The sequence below is a fragment of the Demequina sp. NBRC 110057 genome (genome assembly GCF_002090175.1).
GTDB lineage: Bacteria > Actinomycetota > Actinomycetes > Actinomycetales > Demequinaceae > Demequina.
Map to the genome: position 1 here is coordinate 73,565 of NZ_BBRN01000004.1, position 19,205 is coordinate 92,769.

The window sequence follows — 19,205 nt, forward strand, 5'->3', positions numbered from 1 at the left end:
CGGCCCCGGTGGGGCCGCGGTTGACGGCGAGGGCTCTTGTGGAACTTCCTAGCCGTCCGGTAAGTTACGTAGATGACGATAGGCGTCTGCTAGCCGGGCGTCAAGTAAGTTTGCCGAAGTTTTTCTGTCAGTGCCAGCGAGGCACGAAGGAGGCATCCGTGATGGCCGAGGCCGCGACGCGCAGGCGTGGTGACACGCGCGAGCGCATCCAGGAGGTCGCTCTCGAGCGGTTCACCGCCAACGGCTACGACCAGACGTCGCTGCGGGAGATCGCCGAGGACCTGGGCGTCACGAAGGCGGCCCTGTACTACCACTTCAAGTCGAAGGAGGAGATCCTCGACGGTCTCCTCGCGAGCGTTGCGCAGCAGGTGGACGATCTTGTCGCCTGGATGCGCGAGGAGCCGCCCACGCACAAGCGGCGCATCGAGATGATCCGGCGCCTGGGCGACATCACCCGCGGCGCCGGCGGCGGCGTGCTCCAGTGCGTGCAGCAGAACGAGGTGGCGCTGGCCAACATGGGCCGCACCACCGAGCTGGTGCACCACATGAAGCAGCAGTTGTGGGACGCCGCGCTTCCCGCTGACGCGCCCCTCGAGGACAAGCTCAGCATGCGCATGGCCGTGATGGCAGTGCTCATCTCGTCGAAGCCCGACTCGGACCTCGGCGGCACCGCGACCGAGCGCGCCGCCGCGGCGCAGGTCGTCGCTGCCCGCCTCGTGCCTTAGTCGCTCTCGCGGTACTCGAGCACCGCGTCACATGCTTCGAGGAGTCGCTCGCGCAGCGGCGCCGCCCTGCGCGTGAACTCGCGCTGACGCGACGCGTACTCGCTCTTTCCCTCGGGCGTCTCCACGGCGATGGGGGCGAGCCCGTACGAGGACACGTCGTACGGCGAGGCTTGCATGTCGACGTAGCGCACGTCGCGCGCCAATGCGAAGCAGTCGAGAAGGAGGTCGCCCGGCACGGCGGGCCCCAGCTTGAATGCCCACTTGTACAGGTCCATCGTCGCGTGGAGGCAGCCGGGCTGATCCATCGCCACTTGGTTCTCGCGCGTCAGCCGGTGCGCGTTAAGCGGCGCGGCCTCGGGCGTGAAGAAGCGGAACGCGTCGATGTGCGTGCACACCAGGGGATTGGCCTCCACGGCGGCATCGGTGCCGCCCTGGCCGAGCCGCAGGGGAAGCGGGTGGCGCAGGTCCTCGCCGGCGCGGTAGACCATCGCCCACTCGTGCATCCCGAAGCAGCCCAGTAGTGGTTTGCGGCCGGCGGTGGCAGCCAGAAGCCGACGGATCTGCGCGACGGCGTCGCCGCGCTCGGCAGCGAAGGCCGCCGCGTCCATCGTCGTCACGCCGTCGCTCGAGGTGACGTACCAGCGGTAGCCCGCGTGCGCATCGGCCACCTGCAGGCCGACGCCGATGCCCGGGTGCCAGCGCCGCACCTGGGCGGGCTTCAGGCCGTAGTACTCGAAAAGGAAGTCCTCGATCGCGTGCCGCTCACCGCGTGCGACGCGCTCGCGGCGGCCGGCGGTGAGGGCATCGGCCCGCTCCTCGTGGGCCGATGCCCGCTCGCGCCAGGCGGCGGGGCTCAGCACGGTGGCGGCGAGGGTGGGCATGGCGCCCATTGTCTCAGGGCGCGAAGGGGGCACGACAGTACCTCCCTCCCGGGGCATGCGGCGGGGTGAACTGGGTGTTGGCATCGACGAGAGGAGTTTCTATGTCTGACGACACCATGACGCCCATGCAGCGGATGCTGGGCGACACCGCACCCACCTTTACCTCGCTCACGGACGACGTCCTGTTCGGCCAGGTCTGGTCGCGCACCGAGGCACTGAGCGCGCGCGACCGCAGCCTCGTGACCATCACGAGCCTCGTGACGGCGGGCAACACAGAGCAGCTGAGCGCGCACATCCCGATGGGGCTCGACAACGGGCTCACCCGCGACGAGATCGTCGAGGCGATCACCCACGTGGCGTTCTACGCCGGCTGGCCCCGCGCCGTCTCCGCTCTCACCCTCGCCCAGCGCCTCTTCGCCGAGCGCTGACGCGCGCCGCTCCCCATCGACAGGAGAACCCATGGACATCCAGCAGAAGGTACCCACCGTGAAGAATCCCCCCGAGCAGTTCGCCGGCGACGTGTGGGTGGACCCGCTCGTCGCGCCGCGCGACGGAGACCAGCGCACGGTCGTCGCGAAGGTGCGCTTCGCGCCCGGCGCGCGCACGGCCTGGCACTCTCACGAGCGCGGGCAGTTCCTGCATGTGACCGAGGGCGTCGCCTACTTTGGCGGCCGCGACGGCCGCATCATCGAGGTCCACCCCGGCCAGACGCTATACACGCCGCCGGGCGAGGACCACTGGCACGCGGCGGGCGAGGACACCTTCATGGAGCACCTCGCGATCCTCGAGAACGGCGACGACCCCGCGGTGACCACCACGTGGAAGGAGCACGTCACGGACGAGGAGCTGGGCAGGGCCTAACGGCCGCCGGCATGGTCGGAGGGCGTGGGCGCCACGCGCGGTGCCCACGCCTCGGCCGCCCGGGTGGACCACGCCGTGAGCCATCGTTCGAGCGGGCCGGCGCCGAGCCGCCAGCGCCACAGCGAGCACGTCAGCACGATGCCGGCCCACATCGCGACCAGCGATACGTTGGACGGCTGCCACACGATCTCGGTGCCGACCGCAGCGATGACGATGAGGTGGCCCACGTAGGCGGTGAGGGCCATCGCACCCACGGCCATCACCGGCCACAGCAGGGTGCGGGCGCGCCTGGCAAGCCACAGCGACGCCCCGATGGCGGCGCACGCTACGGAGACATCACCCAGCATCTCGGGCGGCGAATAACTGTGCGCCTCGAGGTCGAGCCACCACGACCCCGGGCTCACCCCGGCGGCCTCGGCGGCCATCACGGCGAGCCGCGACACGGCGAAGCCGCACGCGCCCAGCCCCACCAGGAGGAGCGCGGTCGCGTCCTCGCGAAGCCGCAGCCTGCCGATGCCGAGCCCCACCAGGACGTAGCCCATCCACGCGAGCGCCGGGTAGTACGGCCCCCACAGGGTTCCGATCACCGGGATGCCGGGGTAGGCGGGTCCCCAGAGGCTGTCCGCGGGGATGGCGGCAGCCAGCTGCGCGGCGGCGTACCCGCCCACGCCCAGGCACGCCGCCGCGAGGGCGAGCAGCCACGGGGTCGGCGCCCTGAGCAGCGGCAGCGCCAGCCAGAACATGACGCCGAGCGTGGGAAGGATCACGACGACGGGCGTCCCGAGCAGCGCGAGTAGAAGGCCGAGACCCACGAGGATGGCGCCGCGTACCGCGATGCGGATGCGGGTGCGTCGCGCGTGGCGAGACTCCACCTCCGTCACGGCGACGCGGCCACGCGAGGTGAGCATGAGCGTCATCGACACTCCCGCCAGCACCGCGAAGAGCGCCGAGGGGAACCCGTGGGTCACCACGAGCCACGGCCAGTCGTCCTGGTTCCCGACGTGGGCGCCCACCATGCCGAGCACGGCGATGCCGCGCGCGAGGTCGAGCCCGTCGATGCGTGACGCGGTGGGGGAGCCGGTCACTCGGCCTCGGCCTTGAGGAGAACCGCCTCGCCCCACGCGTAGTGGTTGCCCAGGCACTCGTGAGCAACCTCCGCGAGCGACTCGCGTCCCAGCCACGGCCGGGCCTCGGTGTCGAAGAGGCGGTCGTCGTCGAGCCGGCGCAGCAGGGCACACATCCTGGCGTGCGACTCGATGAGCAGGTCACGCGCCTGCCCATAGCTCCAGTGACGGTGGGCCATGTAGAGCGCGTCGTTCAGGGCGGTGAGGTCCCGCCACGTGTAGCCGGGGGCAGGGAAGTCGGGCTCCTCCTGCGCAAACTCGGCATCCAGCCAGTCAAAGAACAGCAGGTGCCAGGCGTGGAGATGGGTGAGGACGTCCGCGGTGCGGCGCCCCAGGTAGGCGTCGGTCAGGATGCGGTCGCGTCCGGCATCGGCCCGTGCCAGGAGCGCGTCGAGCCGTGCGTCGCCCTGGCTGATCAGCTCATCGACCGTGATGGGGGACATGCCTCCTCATCGTAGGGGCGGGCGGCCCGCCGCGACAGGTGAGGGCTCACCGGGCACCCCTCGCCGCGCGTTGCTACTGTGGCGCGCATGGGCTCTCGCGAGCCCGCCCGTCTGGTGGGGCGCGAGGCGGAGCGGCGCAGGCTCGAAGCGCTCCTGGGCGAGGCGCGCAACGGGGACGGTGGTTGCCTCCTGATGGTCGGCGATCCCGGGGTGGGGAAGACGTCACTCCTGGAAGGTGCCGTTGTCGCCGCTCGTGGGCTTTCCGTCTCGCAGGTCACCTGCTGCGACGTCGAGTCGGCGATGCCGTACGCGGCACTTCAGCGGCTCGTGGGTGCGATGAAGGGGCACCTTCCCGCCCTGCCGTCGTCGCACCGCGAGGCGCTCACGGTCGCGCTGGGCCACGGGGAGGGGCCGCCCCCACAACGGGCGCTCGTCGCGCTCGCCGTCCTCGGTCTCGTCGCCGCCGCGTCCGAGGAGGAGCCATGGCTCCTCGCCGTCGACGACGCCCATCTCCTCGACGCGGAATCCGCCGAGGTGCTCGGCATCGTGGGACGTCGGCTGGGAGCGGAGTCCGTCGCCCTCCTCGTCGCGAGCCGCCCCCATCAGGCGACCCACGCTGCGTTCGCCGGCATCGATGCAGTGACCGTCGACCCTCTCGGCCCCGACGCCGCCACCGAACTCCTCCGGGGCCTTGTGGAGGGGCCGCTCGACGCCGACGTGGCACGGGCCGTCGTGCGCGATACGGCCGGGAACCCTCTCGCGCTGTGCGAGGTGGCCCGCGAGTGGGACGGTCACGGACTCACTCGATTGACGCTCGCCGGATCTCCGGGGCCCGTGGGCGATCAGTTGGAGCGTCACTTCTCGGCGCTCGCGGGCTCGCTGAGCCCCGACGCTCAGACCTGGCTCCTGGTGGCGGCCGCCGAGTCCTCCGGTGACCTTGCCGTCATCCGCGCCGCCGCTTCGGCGCTCGACGCCGCGCCGGGCGCCGAGGCAGAGGTGGAGCGCGCGGGCCTGGTGCGCATCCGCGAGGCGGCACACCTGCGACACCCGCTCGCGCGAGCCGCGATCTACGGTGCGGCGTCGGACTCCGACCGCCGGGACGTCCACGGCGCGCTCCGTGACTACTACGCGCGTGTAGGACGCCGCGACTTGTCCGTGCAGCATGCGGCGGCCGCGAGCGCGGGACCCGACGACGCCATCGCCGGCGCGCTCCGCGAGCTCGCCGAGGACGCGGCGCAGCGAGGCGCCCAGGTGACGCGTGCGCGGCTGCTCGCTTCCGCGGCGGCCCTCTCGGCTCGCCCGGCCGCGCGGGCATCGTGCCTGATCGACGCCGCGCAGGCCGCGGTGTCGAGCGGACATCCGCACCTGGCGCTCGAACTCATCGCCGACGTCGACAGTGCGACGCTCGACGCGGTCGCGAGTGCGCGGCTGCTCATCGTCACCACCCGGTGCGCCCTCTTCTTGTCGAGCCTGGCGAACGCGGACGAGGTGATCGCGGAGGTGCTCGACGCGGCCGACGCGGTGGCGGGGGAAGCGCCGGGGCTCGAGCGCACCTTGCTGCTGTTCGCCTTCGAGCTGCTCCAGGTCACCCTGGCGCCCGGCGTGCTCGCCCGTCTCGAGGGCTTTGGCGCACGCCTGCGCGCGGCCCGCGACCCCGGAGACGACGCATGGGGACTCGTCCTCGCGGCCATTGCCGCGTTCATCCTCGACGACTATGCGGAGGCGGTCCCCGCGCTCGAACGCGCGCGCATCGCGCTCGAAAACCTCGACGACGCCGCGCTCATCGACACCTCCTCGTACCTCGTGGTGCCCGCGCTGGGCCTGTGGGACGCCGACGGCGCCGTCGCGATGCTCGAGCGTGCCGCCTCGAGTGCGCGACGGCTGGGTGCCCTGCGCGAACTCGACGCGATCCTGTGGACCCACAGCACGGTCGAGATGTCGAGGGGCTGCCCCTCCGCCGCGCGTCGGCTGCTCGTGCAGGTCGAGGGGATCCGGCAAGCGCTCGGCTACGCCGAAGTCTTGGCGGTGAACCCCGCGGTGCTGGCCTGGACGGGCGTGCCGCGCGCGCACATCGAGCCGATGGAAGCCGTGCTCGACGGCATGGGCTTTGGCGGGGTCGTGCGGATCAGTCGCGCGCACTGCGCCGTCGCCGACATCGCGGCCGGCGAATACGCGGCGGCGCTGCCGGTACTACTGGAGGTCCTGGACACTCCCTTCCTCCAGGCGTCCCTGCCGCAGCTCTCCGATGCGGTCGAGGCTGCGGTGCGCAGCGATCGCCCCGAGGTGGCGCGTCGCCTCGCCGACCACCTTGCCGCACACGCCGACGCGTGCGGGAGGCCGTGGGCGAGGGCGCTGGCGGCCCGCGCCGCGGCGCTCGTGACCGATGGCCCCGACGCCGAGCCCCTGTATGCGGAGGCCATCGCGAGCATCGACGCGACGGGACTCACGGGAGAGCAGGGGCGCACGCGACTGCTGTACGGGGAGTGGCTGAGGCGCAGGGGCCGACGCCTCGATGCGGCGCGCGAGCTCACTCGCGCCCACGAGATCCTCACCGAATGCGGCGCCACCGTGTTTGCCGAGCGCGCCAGGCGCGAACTCGCCGCGGCGGGGATGGCCGCGCCCCGGCGCGGCCCGCGCAACCCGCGCGAGGACCTGACGGCGCGCGAGGCCGCCATCGCCGCCCTCGCCGCGAAAGGCCGCACGAACGCCGAGATCGGCGCGCGCCTCTTCATCAGCGCCAACACCGTGGACTACCACCTGCGCAAGGTCTTCAGAAAGATGGGCGTGACCTCGCGCCGCCAGCTGGCCGATGCCCTCGCCGACCAGGGAGCCGACGGCACGTAGTCCGCGACGACTACGCGCCACGCGTGGTGACGCGGGCGAGCCCGGCTCGAAGCATGGGAGGACGGGCCCGCCGATCCACGGGAAGGCCCCCGGCGCCTCGAGGAGGCCCCTCATGCCCTTCGTCACCACCGAGGACGGCTCGCAGATCTTCTATAAGGATTGGGGATCCGGAGGCAGCCCCGTGCTGCTCAGTCATGGATGGCCGCTCAACGCCGACGCGTGGGAGGCCGCCGCGCTCTTCCTCGCCGAGCACGGGCATCGGGCCATCGCGCACGACCGGCGCGGCCACGGCCGCTCCAGCCAACCGTGGGGCGGCAATGAGATGGACACCTACGCGGATGACCTCGCTTGCCTGCTCGACCACCTCGACGTCACCGACGTCACCCTCGTGGGGCACTCCACGGGTGGCGGCGAGGTGCTTCACTATCTCGCGCGGCACGGCTCGGCGAGGGTTGCGAAGCTGGTGCTGGTGTCGGCGGTGCCGCCGCTCATGGTGCGCACCGACGACAACCCCGAGGGGCTGCCGCTTGACGTGTTCGACGGCATCCGGGCAGGCGAGGCGTCCAACCGCTCCCAGCTCTACCGAGACCTCGCGGACGGCCCGTTCTTTGGTCATAACCGCGGCGGCGACGTGCCGCAAGGGTTCCGCGATGCGTTCTGGCTGCAGGGCCTCGCCTCGGGCACCCGCAACGCGTACGAGTGCATCGCGGCGTTCTCCGCCACCGACTTCCGGCCCGACCTTGCCAAGGTCGACGTCCCGCTCCTGGTGATTCACGGCGACGACGACCAGATCGTGCCGTTCGAGATCTCCGGCAAACTCTCCGCCGCGGCAGTGCCGGGAGCGCGGTTGCTGGTGTACGAGGGCGGATCGCACGCCCTTCCCGATACCTCGCGGGACCGCCTCCATGGCGACCTGCTGGCCTTCATCGACGAGTGAGGTGACCCCCATGTCCACTCCGACCACCATCGTGCTCATTCACGGTCTTTGGATGACTCCCTCAAGCTGGGACACCTGGGCAGCGCGCTTCCGCGACAAGGGATTCACGGTGCTCACGCCCGGATGGCCCGGCGTCGGCGACGCGAGCCCCGCCAGCCTGCGCGACGACCCGTCGTCACTCACGAACAGGTCCATCACCGAGATCGTGGATGCGTACGACGAGATCATCCGCGGCCTCGACGCCCCGCCGATCATCATGGGCCACTCGTTCGGCGGGCTCTTTGTCCAGATGCTCCTCGATCGCGGACTCGGGGCCGCGGGCGTGGGCGTCGAGCCCGGGCAGCCGGCCGGCGTGCTGACGCTGCCGTGGCCGACGCTACGGTCAGGCCTGCCGGTCTTGTCCAACCCCTTCGCCAAGAAGGGAGCTAAGGCGCTCACCCCACAGCACTTCCACTACACGTTTGGCAACGACCTCAGCCGCGAGGACTCGGACCGCGAGTTCGAGGCGAGCGGCATCCCCGCCGTCAACCGGGTGTTCTTCGAGGGGGTGCTGTCGTTGCCGCGCACGCGCACCGGCATCACTCGCGTCGACTACACCAAGGCCGACAGGGCTCCGCTGCTCATCATCTCGGGCGAGCTCGACCACGTCGTGCCGCCATCGGTGCACCGCAGCCTGGTGAAGCAGTACGCGCGCGGGTCGGGCGTGGTCGAGCACATCGAATACCCGGGCCGGACCCACCGCATCGTCTCGCAGCCTGGCTGGGAGGAGGTCGCCGATCACGCGCTGCAGTGGTCGCTCGATCACGCGCGCCCGGGTGTGCCCAGCGCACAGGGGTGAGTGGCGGTGGACGTCACGGCGATCGGTGGGCCCACCATGCTCCTCGAACTCGACGGATGGCGGCTGATCGTCGACCCCACGTTCGATCCTGCCGGCGGCCGCTATCCCTTCGCCCTCGGCACGGCGTCTACCAAGACCGTTGGCCCCGCGGTCGCCGCAGCGGACCTGGGCCCGATCGACGCGGCTCTCGTCAGTCATGACCAGCATGCCGACAATCTCGACGCGGCGGGGCGCAGACTCCTGGAGCGAATCCCTGTGGTGATCACCACGCGTGCGGCGGCGCGCCGACTGCGTCATCCCGATGCGCGGGGCCTCGCGCCGGGGCGGGCGACTGCGCTCGCCGCGCCGGGGCGACCGACCCTCGTCGTCACCGCCACGCCGGCGCGTCACGGGCCGCCGCTCAGTCGTCCCATCCTCGGACCGGTCGTGGGGTTCGCGATCTCTCGGGTCGGCACCGAGGGGACGCGAGTATGGCTCACGGGGGACACCGTGGCGAGCCGGCGCGTCAGGCGTGCGGCGTCGCGCCTGGCGCCGGACGTCATGGTGGTCAACGCCGGGGGAGTGGCGTTTGGGATCACCGGACGCCTGCGGTACACGATGACCGGCATCGCGGCCGCGCGCCTCGTCGAGGCGGCGGCCCCGCGCGTGGCCATCCCCGCTCACGTTGAGGGGTGGTCACACTTCGTGGACGGAGTCGACGGCATGCGTGCCGGGCTCGCCCACGTGCCCGCGGCCCGCGCGGTCACGCGCTGGCTCCAGCCCGGGGAGGCCGTCTCGATCCCCGAACCCGACGGTCCCGCGCGCTCGCGGGCATCCGCCGACACCTGACCGCCGTTCGGCGGCACCTCACACTGCTCCTGGGAGTCCTCATGTCACCCTCGTTTTCCCCCGCGCGCCGCCTCATCGTCGTGGCGCTCGCCCTGATCGCCACCCTGGTCGCGGCAAGCCAGGCCGCGACGGCCAGCCCGTCCCCGTCCACCGCGGCGGCACCCCGCCCGGCAATACCCAGCGCGGCGCTGCCCGCCGCCGTCGCGGAGACGGCCTCCTCGCGAGGCCACGCGAAGCCAAAGCCCACGATCGTCCTCGTCCATGGCGCCTTCGCCGACTCGTCCGGGTGGGCGCTCGTGACGCCGGCCCTCGAGGCCGCGGGCTATCCCGTGATCGCCTTCTCGAACCCCCTGCGCGGGCCCCAGCACGACGCGGCATACCTGCGCGCCTTCCTCGACACGCTCGAGGGCCCCATCGTGCTCGTCGGACACTCCTACGGCGGCGTGGTCATCACCAACGCTGCCACGGGAGACGACGACGTGACCGACCTTGTCTACATCGCCGCGTATGCACCCGCCGAGGGAGAGTCGGTGCAAGCCATGAATGCCCTGGGAGGAGGCCACTCCGACGTCACGAACCATCTCGTCGTTCGCCCCTTCCCCGGAGCGTCGGAGGGCGACGCCGACGCCTACATCGACCCCGCGTACTTCCGGCAGCTCTTCGCTCAGGACCTCCCGCGGTCCGTCGCGGCCACCATGGCCGGATCCCAGCGCCCCGGCGCGCTGGCAGCACTCGTCGCGCCGTCCGGTGAGCCCGCGTGGGAGACGATCCCCAGCTGGTACATGGTCGCCAAGAACGACCGGATCATCCCGCCGGAGGCGGAAAGGGTGATGGCGGACCGTGCCGATGCGACAACCGTGGAGGTCTCCTCGTCGCACGTGCCCATGCTGTCCAAGCCCGCCCAGGTGGTCGCGCTGATCCTGCGCGCGGCCCGTTAGCCATCCCAGACCCCGTCCCCGTCGGGCTCGCCATCGCCCGGCGGGGGCGGCCCGCCGCGACAGGTGGGGCGCGGGCACTACGCTGGAGACCATGCGTATCGCCCGATTCACCACTGGAGACGAGCCCCGCTACGCGATCGTGGACGGCGCCCCGGGCGAGGAGGAGCTGGTGGTTCTCACCGGCGACCCCATGTACACCCCGGGCAACGTCACGGGCGAGCGGGTCAAGCTCACCGACGACGTCCGCCTCCTCGCGCCCGTCATCCCGCGCTCGAAGGCCGTGTGCCTGGGCAAGAACTATGCCGCCCACGCCGAGGAGATGAAGGACATCACCGGCCCCGCCGGCGAATACCCCATCGTCTTCCTCAAGCCCAACACCGCCGTCGTGGGGCCGGACGACCCGATCGTCCTTCCCTCCTACAGCGACGACGTGCAGCTCGAGGCTGAACTCGCCATCGTCATCGGCCGCATGTGCAAGGACGTGCTCCCCGAGCACGCCGAGCAATACATCTACGGCTACACCTGCGCCAACGACGTCACCGCGCGCGACGTCCAGAAGCAGGAGGGTCAGTGGTTCCGTGGCAAGGCGTTCGACACGTCGCTGCCCATCGGCCCCTGGATCGAGACCGAGCTCGACACCGAGGACGCGCGCATCACCGGCTCCATCAACGGCACCGTGGTTCAGGAGGGCAACCTCAAGGACATGATCAACGGCATCCACGAGGCCGTTGCGATCGCGTCCGAGGTGACCACCCTGCTGCCCGGCGACCTCATCCTCACCGGCACCCCCGCGGGCGTCACCCGCCTCAGCCACGGCGACATCGTCGAGGTCGAGATCGAGGGCCTTGGCACCCTGCGCAACCCGGCCATTCGCCGCTGAGGCGGCGGCGCCCCTGCCCGGCCGCAGCATCGGCCACCCGTACCACTCGCACCACCCCAGCACCAGGAGAACCTGACACCGTGAGCGACACCACCGCCCAGGCACCCGAGGTCCGCGTCCGCTTCTGCCCGTCCCCGACCGGGACGCCGCACGTGGGCCTCATCCGCACCGCCCTCTTCAACTGGGCGTACGCCCGCCACACCGGCGGCAAGATCATCTTCCGCATCGAGGACACGGACGCCGAGCGCGACTCCGAGGAGTCCTTCGAGCAGCTCCTCGACGCCCTCGACTGGATGGGCATCGACTACGACGAGGGCCCCGGCATCGGCGGCCCCTACGGCCCGTATCGCCAGTCCGAGCGTCACGACCTTCACAACGACGTCGCCAACCGCCTCCTGGGCGCCGGCTACGCCTACGAGTCCTTCTCGACCCCCGAGGAGATCGAGGCGCGCCACAAGGCCGCCGGCCGCGACCCCAAGCTGGGCTACGACGGCTTCGACCGCGACCTCACGGACGAGCAGAAGGCGGCCTTCCGTGCCGAGGGCCGCGTCCCCGTCATCCGCGTCCGCATGCCCGACGAGGACATCACGTTTACGGACCTCATCCGCGGCGAGATCACCTTCCGCGCGGGCACGGTTCCCGACTTCGTCATCGTTCGCGGCAACGGCGTCCCGCTGTACACGCTCGTGAACCCCGTGGACGACGCGCTCATGAAGATCACCCACGTGCTGCGCGGCGAGGACCTGCTGTCCTCCACCCCGCGTCAGATCGCCCTGTACCGCTACATGGTGGACCTGGGGATCGCCGACCGCGTGCCTCAGTTTGGCCACATGCCGATGGTGACCGGCGAGGGCAACAAGAAGCTGTCCAAGCGCGCCCCCGAGTCCAACCTGTTCCTGCACCGCGAGCGCGGATTCATCCGCGAGGGCCTGCTGAACTACCTGGCGCTGCTGGGCTGGAGCATCGGCCCCGACCGCGATGTGTTCACGCCCGACGAGCTGGTGGCGGCGTTCGACATCAGCGACGTCAACCCCAACTCGTCGCGCTTCGACCTCAAGAAGGCCGAGGCGATCAACGCCGACCACCTGCGCATGCTGCCCGTGGGCGAGTTCGTGGCCCGCATGGTTCCCTACCTGCACGCCTCCGGCCACCTGTCGAGCGCGGACCCGCAGGAGCTCACGCCGCACGAGGAGCAGGTGCTCGCCGAGGCCGCTCCGCTCGTGCAGACCCGCATGAACCTGCTGGGAGAGGCCCCCGCGATGCTGGGCTTCCTCTTCGAGGACGACCACGGCTACGAGTACGACGAGAAGGCCATCGCTAAGCTTCCCGAGAACGCCGCCGAGATCCTCGACGCCGCGATCGGCGTGCTCGAGGGGCTCGAGGACTTCGGCGCCGAGGCGCAGCAGGAGGCGCTGCAGGCGAAGCTCGTGGACGAGATGGGCATCAAGCCGCGCTTCGCGTACGGCCCGCTGCGCGTCGCCGTGACCGGGCGACAGATTTCGCCGCCGCTGTTCGAGTCGATGGAGATCCTGGGCCGCGAACACGCTCTCGAGCGCCTGCGTCGCCTGCGCGCCACCCTGTGACGGTGTCGCGGGGCTCTGGGGCCGATGCGGTGGCGGGCCCGGGTGACCGGCCCGCCATCCGCGGCATCCTCCTCGACGTCGACGACACCCTCGTCGACACCAGGGGAGCCTTCCGTCACGCCCTCCTGAGGGTCGCCGACGAGTACCTGGACGCCGGGGCCGATGCCGAGGCGGTGCTCGCGCACTGGCGTGACGACCGCGGCGGCTGGTACCGGGCTCACACCCGCGGCGAGATGAGCCACCGCGAGCAGCGCAAGCGCCGCGCCCAGGACCTTCACGCGACGTTCGGCGGTCCGGACCTTGACGACGACGCGTACGACGTCTGGGACGCCGGCTTCGAGCGTCACTTCCGCGAGGGCTGGAAGCCGTTCCCCGATGCGGCGCCGCTGCTTGATGCTCTCGACGCGGCAGGCATCCCCTACGGGTCGGTCTCCAACGCGAATCTCGCCTACCAGGAGCTCAAGCTCGCCGCGTGCGGCCTGGAGCGCGTGGAGATGTTCGTGGGCGTGGACACCTTTGGGGTCGGCAAGCCCGATCCTCGCGTCTTTCTCGAGGGCTGCGCACGGCTGTCCCTGCCGGCCGACGCCGTGGCCTATGTCGGCGACGAGCCCGACCTGGACGCCGCCGGAGCGGCAAGGGCAGGGCTCACCGGCGTCTGGCTCGACCGGCCCGGCACGCGCAGGACCGGTCACGACGGCGACGACCTGGGTGACCTGGGCGACCGCACGGTGCGCGCGAGCGGCCTCGACGACGTGATGGCGGCGCTCGGCCTGTAACTCTCTCGCGCGCGTCTGTCGCAGCCGCGGCGTAGCCTGAACGGCACGGGTCCTGAGGGGCCCATCGGAGGGGCCGATGAGCGGCGAGTTCATCGTCGTGGAGGAGCCGGCGTCCCATCGCGGGCGCCGCTCCCGCTTGCGCGCCCGGGAACGGCCGACTCGACGCCAGGTGAGGCGGCGTGCGGCGGTGGTCGCGGGCGCGGCCCTCCTCGTCGGGGCGCTCGTGCTCAGCGATCGCGCGGCGGGCGGGGCGGGGGACGCCGCGTCGGCCGTCACGCCTACGCCCTCCGCGACCCTCGCGAGCGCCACCTCCGCGCAGCAGGCCACCGCGATCGCGTACACGGAGTATCGGGCGCGGGTCGAGCTTGCGGCCTGTCTCAACGGCATCGGCGATCCGTACGAGCCGCGGGTGACGCGCCACGAGCCGCTGGTGGCCGACGTGGCGGCATACCTGGGCATCGATCCCGCGCCGATCGACGCGGCGGCCCCGAGCCCGGAGTTGCGCCATCCCCGGTACTACCTGGACTCCGTCCCCGCACCGCCGCGTTCTCCCGCGTGCCCCGCCCCCAACACGGAGATGAGCGCCTCGGACGCCGCCGAGATCGCCGCCACCGTACGCCAGGCGGTGGCGGACGACGGGTTTCGTGCGGCCATCGCCGAGCAGGAGTGGCTGCGCCGGCATCCGGCCGAGGCGTCGCACTTCTTCGCGCTGTTGGGGGCGGACGGCGCTGAGGCGCCCCGTAGCGACCCGGCCGCCAGCGAGCGCTGGGAGGTCTCCCTCGCCGAGGTCACGGAGTCCCTGGCCGACGTGGTGTGGATTCCCGTGACCCAGGAGGCGACGGACATGTTCGCCCAGGCGAGCGGGCTGACAGAATCCGGCAGCGCCATCGTGGTGCGCGTCAGCGGCGAGCCCTGGGCCCTCGTGCAGGGCGGCTACATGACCACTGTCATCGCCATCGAATGCGACGGCGCGGTGGTCTCCGTCGGGGCGCGCAGGCCGTGGGGAAACGCTCAAGAGGCCCTGGCCGTGGCGACGGCGGTGGCCGCCGCATGCGTCGCGACGGCGCCGGACGTAGCCTGACGGAGGCGCCCCTGTAGCGCCAGGAGGAGCGATGTCGCCCACCGAGTACGTCGTCGTCGACGATCCCCGTCATCACCGGGGTGCGGAGCCCGTCGAGGACGAGCGCGCCTCGCCCCGGCGTCCGTGGTGGAGGCTTCTCGCGGTGGCCGCGCTGGCGGTCATCGCGCTCCTGGTGGGGATGGAGGCGGGCGACGGCGGGGACGCGCGACCGGCTCCCGAGCCGACCCCGACGCCGCGGACGCTCGCCGTGGATCGCGCCGCCGCGCTTGCCTATCAAGAGTGGCGCGACCGCTCGGCCCTCGTCGAGTGCATGGCCGAGGGCGGCTACCCCTACGAGGCGCGGATCGTCGACAACGATCAGGACCTGGCGGGCGTGGCGGACTACCTGGGCGTCGACCCTGCGCCCATCGATCCCGACGCCCCCATCCCGCTGCTGCGCCAGCCCGACCTGTATCTGGGCCGCGGGGGTAGCGAGACCGTCGTCGCCACGGGCTCGGTGGGGTGCGACCTGGTGCGCACCGCGGTGGATGTCGCGAGCGCCGACGCCGTCGCGGCCTTAGTCGCGCAGGCGCGCTCCGACCGGAGCTTCCTGGCGGTCCTGGCCGAACAGGTGTGGGTCGCCCTCCATCCGGCCGAGGTCACCCAGCGCGTGGCGCTGCTGCGCGTGGACCGGGGCGAGCATCGGGCGGCCGATGCCGCGGCGCAGGCGCGCTGGACGGCCACCATGGGGGTGGTGTCCGGCTCCCTGCGCGACGGCACGGTGTGGGCCCCCGTCACGGTCACCACCACGGACACGTTTACGCAGACGGCGGGACTCACGGCATCGGGCGGCGCCCTGGTGCTGCGCGTGGGGGAGCGGGACGTCCCGCTTCAGGTGGGGTTCGTCATGAGTCGTGCGGACGTGATCTACTGCGGCCCCGTCGCGATCAGTGCGGCAGTGAAGACGCCGTACGGTGACGAGGGCGAGCTGCGGGACTTCGTGGGCGCGCTCGCGGGGGCGTGCGGCGCTCTGGCGAGCGCCGGGGTGGTCGAGGCGGAGACTCTCGCGGAGGTGTACTTCGAGTAGGTGGCGAGGGCCGGTTTGGAGCATTGGCTCGGACCCGGTACAGTTGTTCTCCGGTCGGCCCCCTGGGTTGATCGATCGGCCCGGCTTCTGTCGGGCCCGTTGGCCTATGGTGTAATTGGCAGCACGAAGGTTTCTGGTTCCTTTAGTCTTGGTTCGAGTCCAGGTAGGCCAGCCAGCAAAAAGCCCGCTACGGCGGGCTTTTTTGTTGCCCGGGCGAGTCCGGCATCGGCCGCCTCCCCCCCACTTTGAACCGGATCGCCGGGCGACACGCGGGCCGACCGGGCGTTTCGCCGGCGCCGGCCCGCGTGTCGCGGCTCGAATTGGTTCAAAGCGAGGGCGCGCGACGGGTTAGGCGACCTCGAGGGTGACGCCCTCGCCGTCCCAGCCGGCCGTGACGGCGTCGCCCTCGGCGATGCGCCCGTCCACGATCTCCCGCGCGAGAGCGTTGAGCAACCGGGTCTGGATGAGTCGCTTCAGCGGCCGCGCGCCGAACGCGGGGTCGAAGCCGTCGCGGGCGAGCGAGGCCCGGAGCTCGTCCGACACCGTGAGCCTCATGTCCTTCTGCGCCGCCATTCGCGCCACCGTCTTGGCGAGCTCGCTGTCGACGATGCCCTCCATCGCGGAGGGGTCGATGCGGTCGAAGATCACCACGTCGTCCAGCCGGTTGAGGAACTCGGGTCGGAAGGCCCGGCGCAGGACCGCCTGCAGGTCCGCCTCCAACGCGTCGCGATCGAGGCCGTCCCACGCGAGCACCACGTCGGAGCCCAGGTTGGACGTCATGATGAGGATCGTGTTCGTGAAATCCACGGTGCGTCCGCGGCCGTCGGTGAGGCGCCCGTCGTCGAGCACCTGCAGCAGCACGTTCCACACGTCGGGGTGCGCCTTCTCGACCTCGTCGAAGAGCACGATCGAGTAGGGACGCCGCCGCACCGCCTCCGTGAGCTGCCCGCCCTGCTCGTAGCCCACGTAGCCCGGGGGAGAGCCGATGAGGCGCGCCACCGCGTGGGACTCCATGTACTCGGACATGTCGAGCCTCACCATCGCGCGCTCGTCGTCGAAGAGCTGCTCGGCGAGGGCGCGCGCCAGCTCCGTCTTGCCCACTCCCGTGGGGCCCAGGAACAGGAACGAGCCGATGGGCCGATGCTCGTCGGCGATTCCCGCGCGGGCGCGCCGGATCGCATCTGACACGCTCTCGATGGCCCGGTTCTGGCCCACCACGCGCGCGTGGAGGCGCTCCTCGAGGTGGCCCAACTTCGCTGACTCGTCCGTCAGCAACTTCTCGACGGGCACCCCCGTCCAGCGCGCCACGACGGCGGCGATGTCCTCGCCGGTGACCTCCTCGCGCAGCATGCGCTCGGAGGCGGGAATGGCGTCGAGCTCGGCCCTGGCATCGGCCATCGCCTTCTCCGCCGCCGGGATCTCGCCGTAGCGGATCCGTCCGGCCGTCTCCAACTCGCCGAGCCGCTCGGCGCGCTCCAGGTCGCCCCGAAGGCCCTCCAGGCGTTCGGTGGCCGCCGAGACGCGCACGATGAGGTCCTTCTCGCGCGCCCAGCGCATGTTCAGGGCCTCTGACTCGGTGCGCAGGCGCGCGATCTCCGCGTCGATCTCGTCGCGGCGGGCCCGTGCCGCCTTGTCCTTGGCGACCTGGGTGCGCTCAATCTCAAGCTGCATGATGCGTCGGCGCTCGCGGTCGAGCTCCACGGGCATGGAGTCGAGCTGCATCTTCAGCGCGCTCGTGGCCTCATCGATCAGGTCCACTGCCTTGTCGGGGAGGAAGCGGTCGGCGATGTAGCGGTCGGACAGGCGCGCCGAGGACACGATCGCCTCGTCGGTGATCTTCACGCCGTGGTGGACCTCGTACTTCTCCTGAAGGCCGCGCAGGATCGCGACAGTGTCCTCGATCGACGGCTCGCCCACGTAGACGGGCTGGAAGCGGCGCTCGAGGGCGCTGTCGGCCTCGATGTGCTCCCGGTACTCGTTCAGGGTGGTGGCGCCGATCATGCGGAGCTTGCCGCGCGCGAGCATCGGCTTGAGGATGTTTCCCGCGTCCACGGAGCCGTCGGCCTTGCCCGCACCCACGATGGTGTGGAGCTCGTCGACGAACAGCAGGATGCGACCCTCGGCCTCCTCGACCTCGGCGAGGATCGCCTTGAGGCGCTCCTCGAACTGGCCGCGGAACGCGGCGCCGGCCACGACGGAACTCATGGCGATCTCGATGACGCGCCGGTCACGCAGGGAAGAGGGGACGTCGCCGGCGACGATGCGCTGGGCGAGGCCCTCGACGATCGCAGTCTTGCCGACGCCCGGCTCGCCGATGAGGACGGCGTTGTTCTTGGTGCGGCGCGTCAGGACCTGCATGACTCGGCGAATCTCCTCGTCGCGGCCGATGACGGGGTCGAGCGCGCCCGCCTCGGCGAGCGCGGTGAAGTCCTGGCCGAACTGCTCGAGCGCGGACTGCTCCTGCGTCTCAGGAGCCTGCGGCGTGGTGGTCATGGTGAGCCTCCTGTCGGGTTGAGGGGAGTGCGGCTCGGATTGAGTCGCCTACGCTCAACTTTACATAACCATATTCGACGAGCGCAAGAGGGGCGCGGGGGAGGGGTGGCTGCGAGAGGGCGCGCGAGGTTCTGCACAGGGGGTCTGCGGGGGTCCGCGCAGGGTGCCCGCGGCGGCCCGCGACGGGGGTCAACAGAGGGGCGCGGGGGCCGATTTGTTTTCTGCGCGATCCATGCTGTAGAGTCTTATCTCGCGCCAGCCGCCCGGAAGGGGGCCGGAGCAGCTAGGGCCCCGTTGTGTAGCGGCCTAGCACGCCGCCCTCTCAAGGCGGTAGCGCGGGTTCGAATCCCGTCGGGGCTACGGATAAAACTCCTCACCAAGCGGTGGGGAGTTTTTCTGTTTCCCGGCCGAATTTTACCGCCTCGCGTGGAGGGCCTCGACGTCCTCGAGCGTCGCCAGTCGCGCCCTCCAGTCGGCGACGAGCCCGGCCGGTGGGGTGCCGCACGCCGGGTCCTCGGCTGGCCGACGAGGGCGCCGAGCCGCAATCGCGTCGTAGACCCGGTTGCGCCAGCCTCGCGGCACGGCGCGTATGGCCGCGCCCAGCGTGCGCCACGGCCAGCTCAGGCGCGCGAGCACGGCGATCGTGGCATCGGACCTGAGGGCGGGGCCGGAGGGGCTCGCCACGACGAGCGTCGACGCCGCAATCTCCTGGGGTAAGCCCATTGCCGACAGCGCCGCGCGCCCCACCTCGCCCGCGGAGCCGGCGATGAGGAACTGCGCCTCGCGGTCGCGGCGGATCAGCCACGCGACGAACCCGTTGCAGAGTCCACAGTCGCCGTCGAAGACGACCACTGGTCGGATATTGGGACCGGACACAGGTGTCCACCTTTCTCGATTTTGAAACCGA

Annotated in this window: 18 protein-coding genes and 2 tRNA genes; 15 read left to right on the forward strand and 5 right to left on the reverse strand. The window is 71.3% G+C overall.

What is annotated here, in order from left to right; translation table 11 throughout:
• Positions 1–161: 161 nt before the first annotated feature.
• Positions 162–725 (forward strand): TetR/AcrR family transcriptional regulator, encoded by a 564-nt coding sequence (locus tag B7K26_RS05165; RefSeq protein ID WP_234998754.1) that lies wholly within the window; start codon positions 162–164, stop codon positions 723–725.
• Here the strand turns inward: B7K26_RS05165 and B7K26_RS05170 are convergent.
• Positions 722–1,606, reverse strand: a complete 885-nt coding sequence (locus tag B7K26_RS05170) for a 3-methyladenine DNA glycosylase (protein ID WP_084078555.1) — start codon at positions 1,604–1,606, stop codon at positions 722–724. The genes B7K26_RS05165 and B7K26_RS05170 overlap by 4 nt on opposite strands.
• A 101-nt stretch (positions 1,607–1,707) precedes the next feature.
• On the opposite strand from B7K26_RS05170, the gene B7K26_RS05175 reads away from it, so the two are divergent.
• Both B7K26_RS05175 and B7K26_RS05180 read left to right on the forward strand, forming a co-directional pair.
• Positions 1,708–2,034, forward strand: coding sequence for a carboxymuconolactone decarboxylase family protein (locus B7K26_RS05175; RefSeq protein WP_084077721.1), 327 nt, complete (start codon positions 1,708–1,710; stop codon positions 2,032–2,034).
• A 31-nt stretch (positions 2,035–2,065) separates the two neighbouring features.
• A complete protein-coding gene (locus tag B7K26_RS05180; protein ID WP_084077722.1) occupies positions 2,066–2,467 on the forward strand; it encodes a cupin domain-containing protein in 402 nt (133 codons plus the stop codon).
• Here B7K26_RS05180 and B7K26_RS05185 read toward each other — a convergent pair.
• Both B7K26_RS05185 and B7K26_RS05190 read right to left on the reverse strand, forming a co-directional pair.
• Positions 2,464–3,552: a heparan-alpha-glucosaminide N-acetyltransferase domain-containing protein gene (locus tag B7K26_RS05185; RefSeq protein WP_084077724.1), complete on the reverse strand. Its 1,089-nt coding sequence runs from the start codon at positions 3,550–3,552 to the stop codon at positions 2,464–2,466. The two genes, B7K26_RS05180 and B7K26_RS05185, sit on opposite strands and share 4 nt — an antisense overlap.
• A complete protein-coding gene (locus B7K26_RS05190; protein ID WP_084077726.1) occupies positions 3,549–4,034 on the reverse strand; it encodes a ClbS/DfsB family four-helix bundle protein in 486 nt (161 codons plus the stop codon). The genes B7K26_RS05185 and B7K26_RS05190 overlap by 4 nt, the downstream gene beginning before the upstream one ends.
• An 87-nt stretch (positions 4,035–4,121) precedes the next feature.
• On the opposite strand from B7K26_RS05190, the gene B7K26_RS05195 reads away from it, so the two are divergent.
• The 11 genes from B7K26_RS05195 (at position 4,122) to B7K26_RS05245 (ending at position 15,980) form a co-directional block, all read left to right on the forward strand.
• Positions 4,122–6,878, forward strand: coding sequence for a LuxR family transcriptional regulator (locus tag B7K26_RS05195; RefSeq protein ID WP_084077728.1), 2,757 nt, complete (start codon positions 4,122–4,124; stop codon positions 6,876–6,878).
• A 112-nt stretch (positions 6,879–6,990) separates the two neighbouring features.
• On the forward strand, positions 6,991–7,815 hold the full coding sequence (locus B7K26_RS05200; RefSeq protein ID WP_084077729.1) for an alpha/beta fold hydrolase: 825 nt from the start codon (positions 6,991–6,993) through the stop codon (positions 7,813–7,815).
• A 10-nt stretch (positions 7,816–7,825) separates the two neighbouring features.
• Positions 7,826–8,653 (forward strand): alpha/beta hydrolase, encoded by an 828-nt coding sequence (locus B7K26_RS05205; protein WP_084077731.1) that lies wholly within the window; start codon positions 7,826–7,828, stop codon positions 8,651–8,653.
• Between the two features lie 6 nt (positions 8,654–8,659).
• Entirely contained in the window at positions 8,660–9,481 is an 822-nt protein-coding gene (locus tag B7K26_RS05210; protein WP_084077732.1) for an MBL fold metallo-hydrolase, read from the forward strand.
• Between the two features lie 41 nt (positions 9,482–9,522).
• Positions 9,523–10,419 (forward strand): alpha/beta fold hydrolase, encoded by an 897-nt coding sequence (locus tag B7K26_RS05215; RefSeq protein ID WP_084077734.1) that lies wholly within the window; start codon positions 9,523–9,525, stop codon positions 10,417–10,419.
• Between the two features lie 91 nt (positions 10,420–10,510).
• Positions 10,511–11,299, forward strand: a complete 789-nt coding sequence (locus B7K26_RS05220; RefSeq protein WP_084077736.1) for a fumarylacetoacetate hydrolase family protein — start codon at positions 10,511–10,513, stop codon at positions 11,297–11,299.
• A gap of 80 nt (positions 11,300–11,379) precedes the next feature.
• Complete coding sequence (gene gltX, locus B7K26_RS05225) at positions 11,380–12,882, forward strand: glutamate--tRNA ligase (RefSeq protein WP_084077738.1); 1,503 nt, start codon at positions 11,380–11,382, stop codon at positions 12,880–12,882.
• Positions 12,883–12,884: 2 nt separating this feature from the next.
• A complete protein-coding gene (locus B7K26_RS05230; RefSeq protein ID WP_084078556.1) occupies positions 12,885–13,658 on the forward strand; it encodes an HAD family hydrolase in 774 nt (257 codons plus the stop codon).
• A gap of 76 nt (positions 13,659–13,734) precedes the next feature.
• Positions 13,735–14,739: a hypothetical protein gene (locus tag B7K26_RS05235; protein ID WP_084077740.1), complete on the forward strand. Its 1,005-nt coding sequence runs from the start codon at positions 13,735–13,737 to the stop codon at positions 14,737–14,739.
• A 31-nt stretch (positions 14,740–14,770) separates the two neighbouring features.
• The gene (locus tag B7K26_RS05240; RefSeq protein ID WP_084077742.1) at positions 14,771–15,805 is read left to right on the forward strand and encodes a hypothetical protein; all 1,035 of its coding nucleotides are present in this window, start codon (positions 14,771–14,773) and stop codon (positions 15,803–15,805) included.
• A gap of 100 nt (positions 15,806–15,905) precedes the next feature.
• A tRNA-Gln gene (locus B7K26_RS05245) sits at positions 15,906–15,980 on the forward strand.
• A gap of 173 nt (positions 15,981–16,153) precedes the next feature.
• Here B7K26_RS05245 and B7K26_RS05250 read toward each other — a convergent pair.
• Complete coding sequence (locus B7K26_RS05250; RefSeq protein WP_084077744.1) at positions 16,154–18,298, reverse strand: ATP-dependent Clp protease ATP-binding subunit; 2,145 nt, start codon at positions 18,296–18,298, stop codon at positions 16,154–16,156.
• Between the two features lie 287 nt (positions 18,299–18,585).
• Between B7K26_RS05250 and B7K26_RS05255 the strand changes: the two genes are divergently transcribed.
• Positions 18,586–18,658, forward strand: a tRNA-Glu gene (locus tag B7K26_RS05255).
• Between the two features lie 54 nt (positions 18,659–18,712).
• Here B7K26_RS05255 and B7K26_RS05260 read toward each other — a convergent pair.
• Entirely contained in the window at positions 18,713–19,174 is a 462-nt protein-coding gene (locus B7K26_RS05260; RefSeq protein WP_159449617.1) for a thiol-disulfide oxidoreductase DCC family protein, read from the reverse strand.
• Positions 19,175–19,205: the final 31 nt, after the last annotated feature.

Coding starts and splice junctions, on each gene's coding strand:
- B7K26_RS05235 (WP_084077740.1), top strand. CDS start 13,735: ATGAGCGGCGAGTTCATCGTCGTGGAGGAGCCGGCGTCCCATCGCGGG.
- B7K26_RS05220 (WP_084077736.1), top strand. CDS start 10,511: ATGCGTATCGCCCGATTCACCACTGGAGACGAGCCCCGCTACGCGATC.
- B7K26_RS05250 (WP_084077744.1), bottom strand. CDS start 18,298: ATGACCACCACGCCGCAGGCTCCTGAGACGCAGGAGCAGTCCGCGCTC.
- B7K26_RS05180 (WP_084077722.1), top strand. CDS start 2,066: ATGGACATCCAGCAGAAGGTACCCACCGTGAAGAATCCCCCCGAGCAG.
- B7K26_RS05215 (WP_084077734.1), top strand. CDS start 9,523: ATGTCACCCTCGTTTTCCCCCGCGCGCCGCCTCATCGTCGTGGCGCTC.
- B7K26_RS05170 (WP_084078555.1), bottom strand. CDS start 1,606: ATGCCCACCCTCGCCGCCACCGTGCTGAGCCCCGCCGCCTGGCGCGAG.
- B7K26_RS05195 (WP_084077728.1), top strand. CDS start 4,122: ATGGGCTCTCGCGAGCCCGCCCGTCTGGTGGGGCGCGAGGCGGAGCGG.
- B7K26_RS05190 (WP_084077726.1), bottom strand. CDS start 4,034: ATGTCCCCCATCACGGTCGATGAGCTGATCAGCCAGGGCGACGCACGG.
- B7K26_RS05240 (WP_084077742.1), top strand. CDS start 14,771: ATGTCGCCCACCGAGTACGTCGTCGTCGACGATCCCCGTCATCACCGG.
- B7K26_RS05205 (WP_084077731.1), top strand. CDS start 7,826: ATGTCCACTCCGACCACCATCGTGCTCATTCACGGTCTTTGGATGACT.
- B7K26_RS05200 (WP_084077729.1), top strand. CDS start 6,991: ATGCCCTTCGTCACCACCGAGGACGGCTCGCAGATCTTCTATAAGGAT.
- B7K26_RS05165 (WP_234998754.1), top strand. CDS start 162: ATGGCCGAGGCCGCGACGCGCAGGCGTGGTGACACGCGCGAGCGCATC.
- B7K26_RS05175 (WP_084077721.1), top strand. CDS start 1,708: ATGTCTGACGACACCATGACGCCCATGCAGCGGATGCTGGGCGACACC.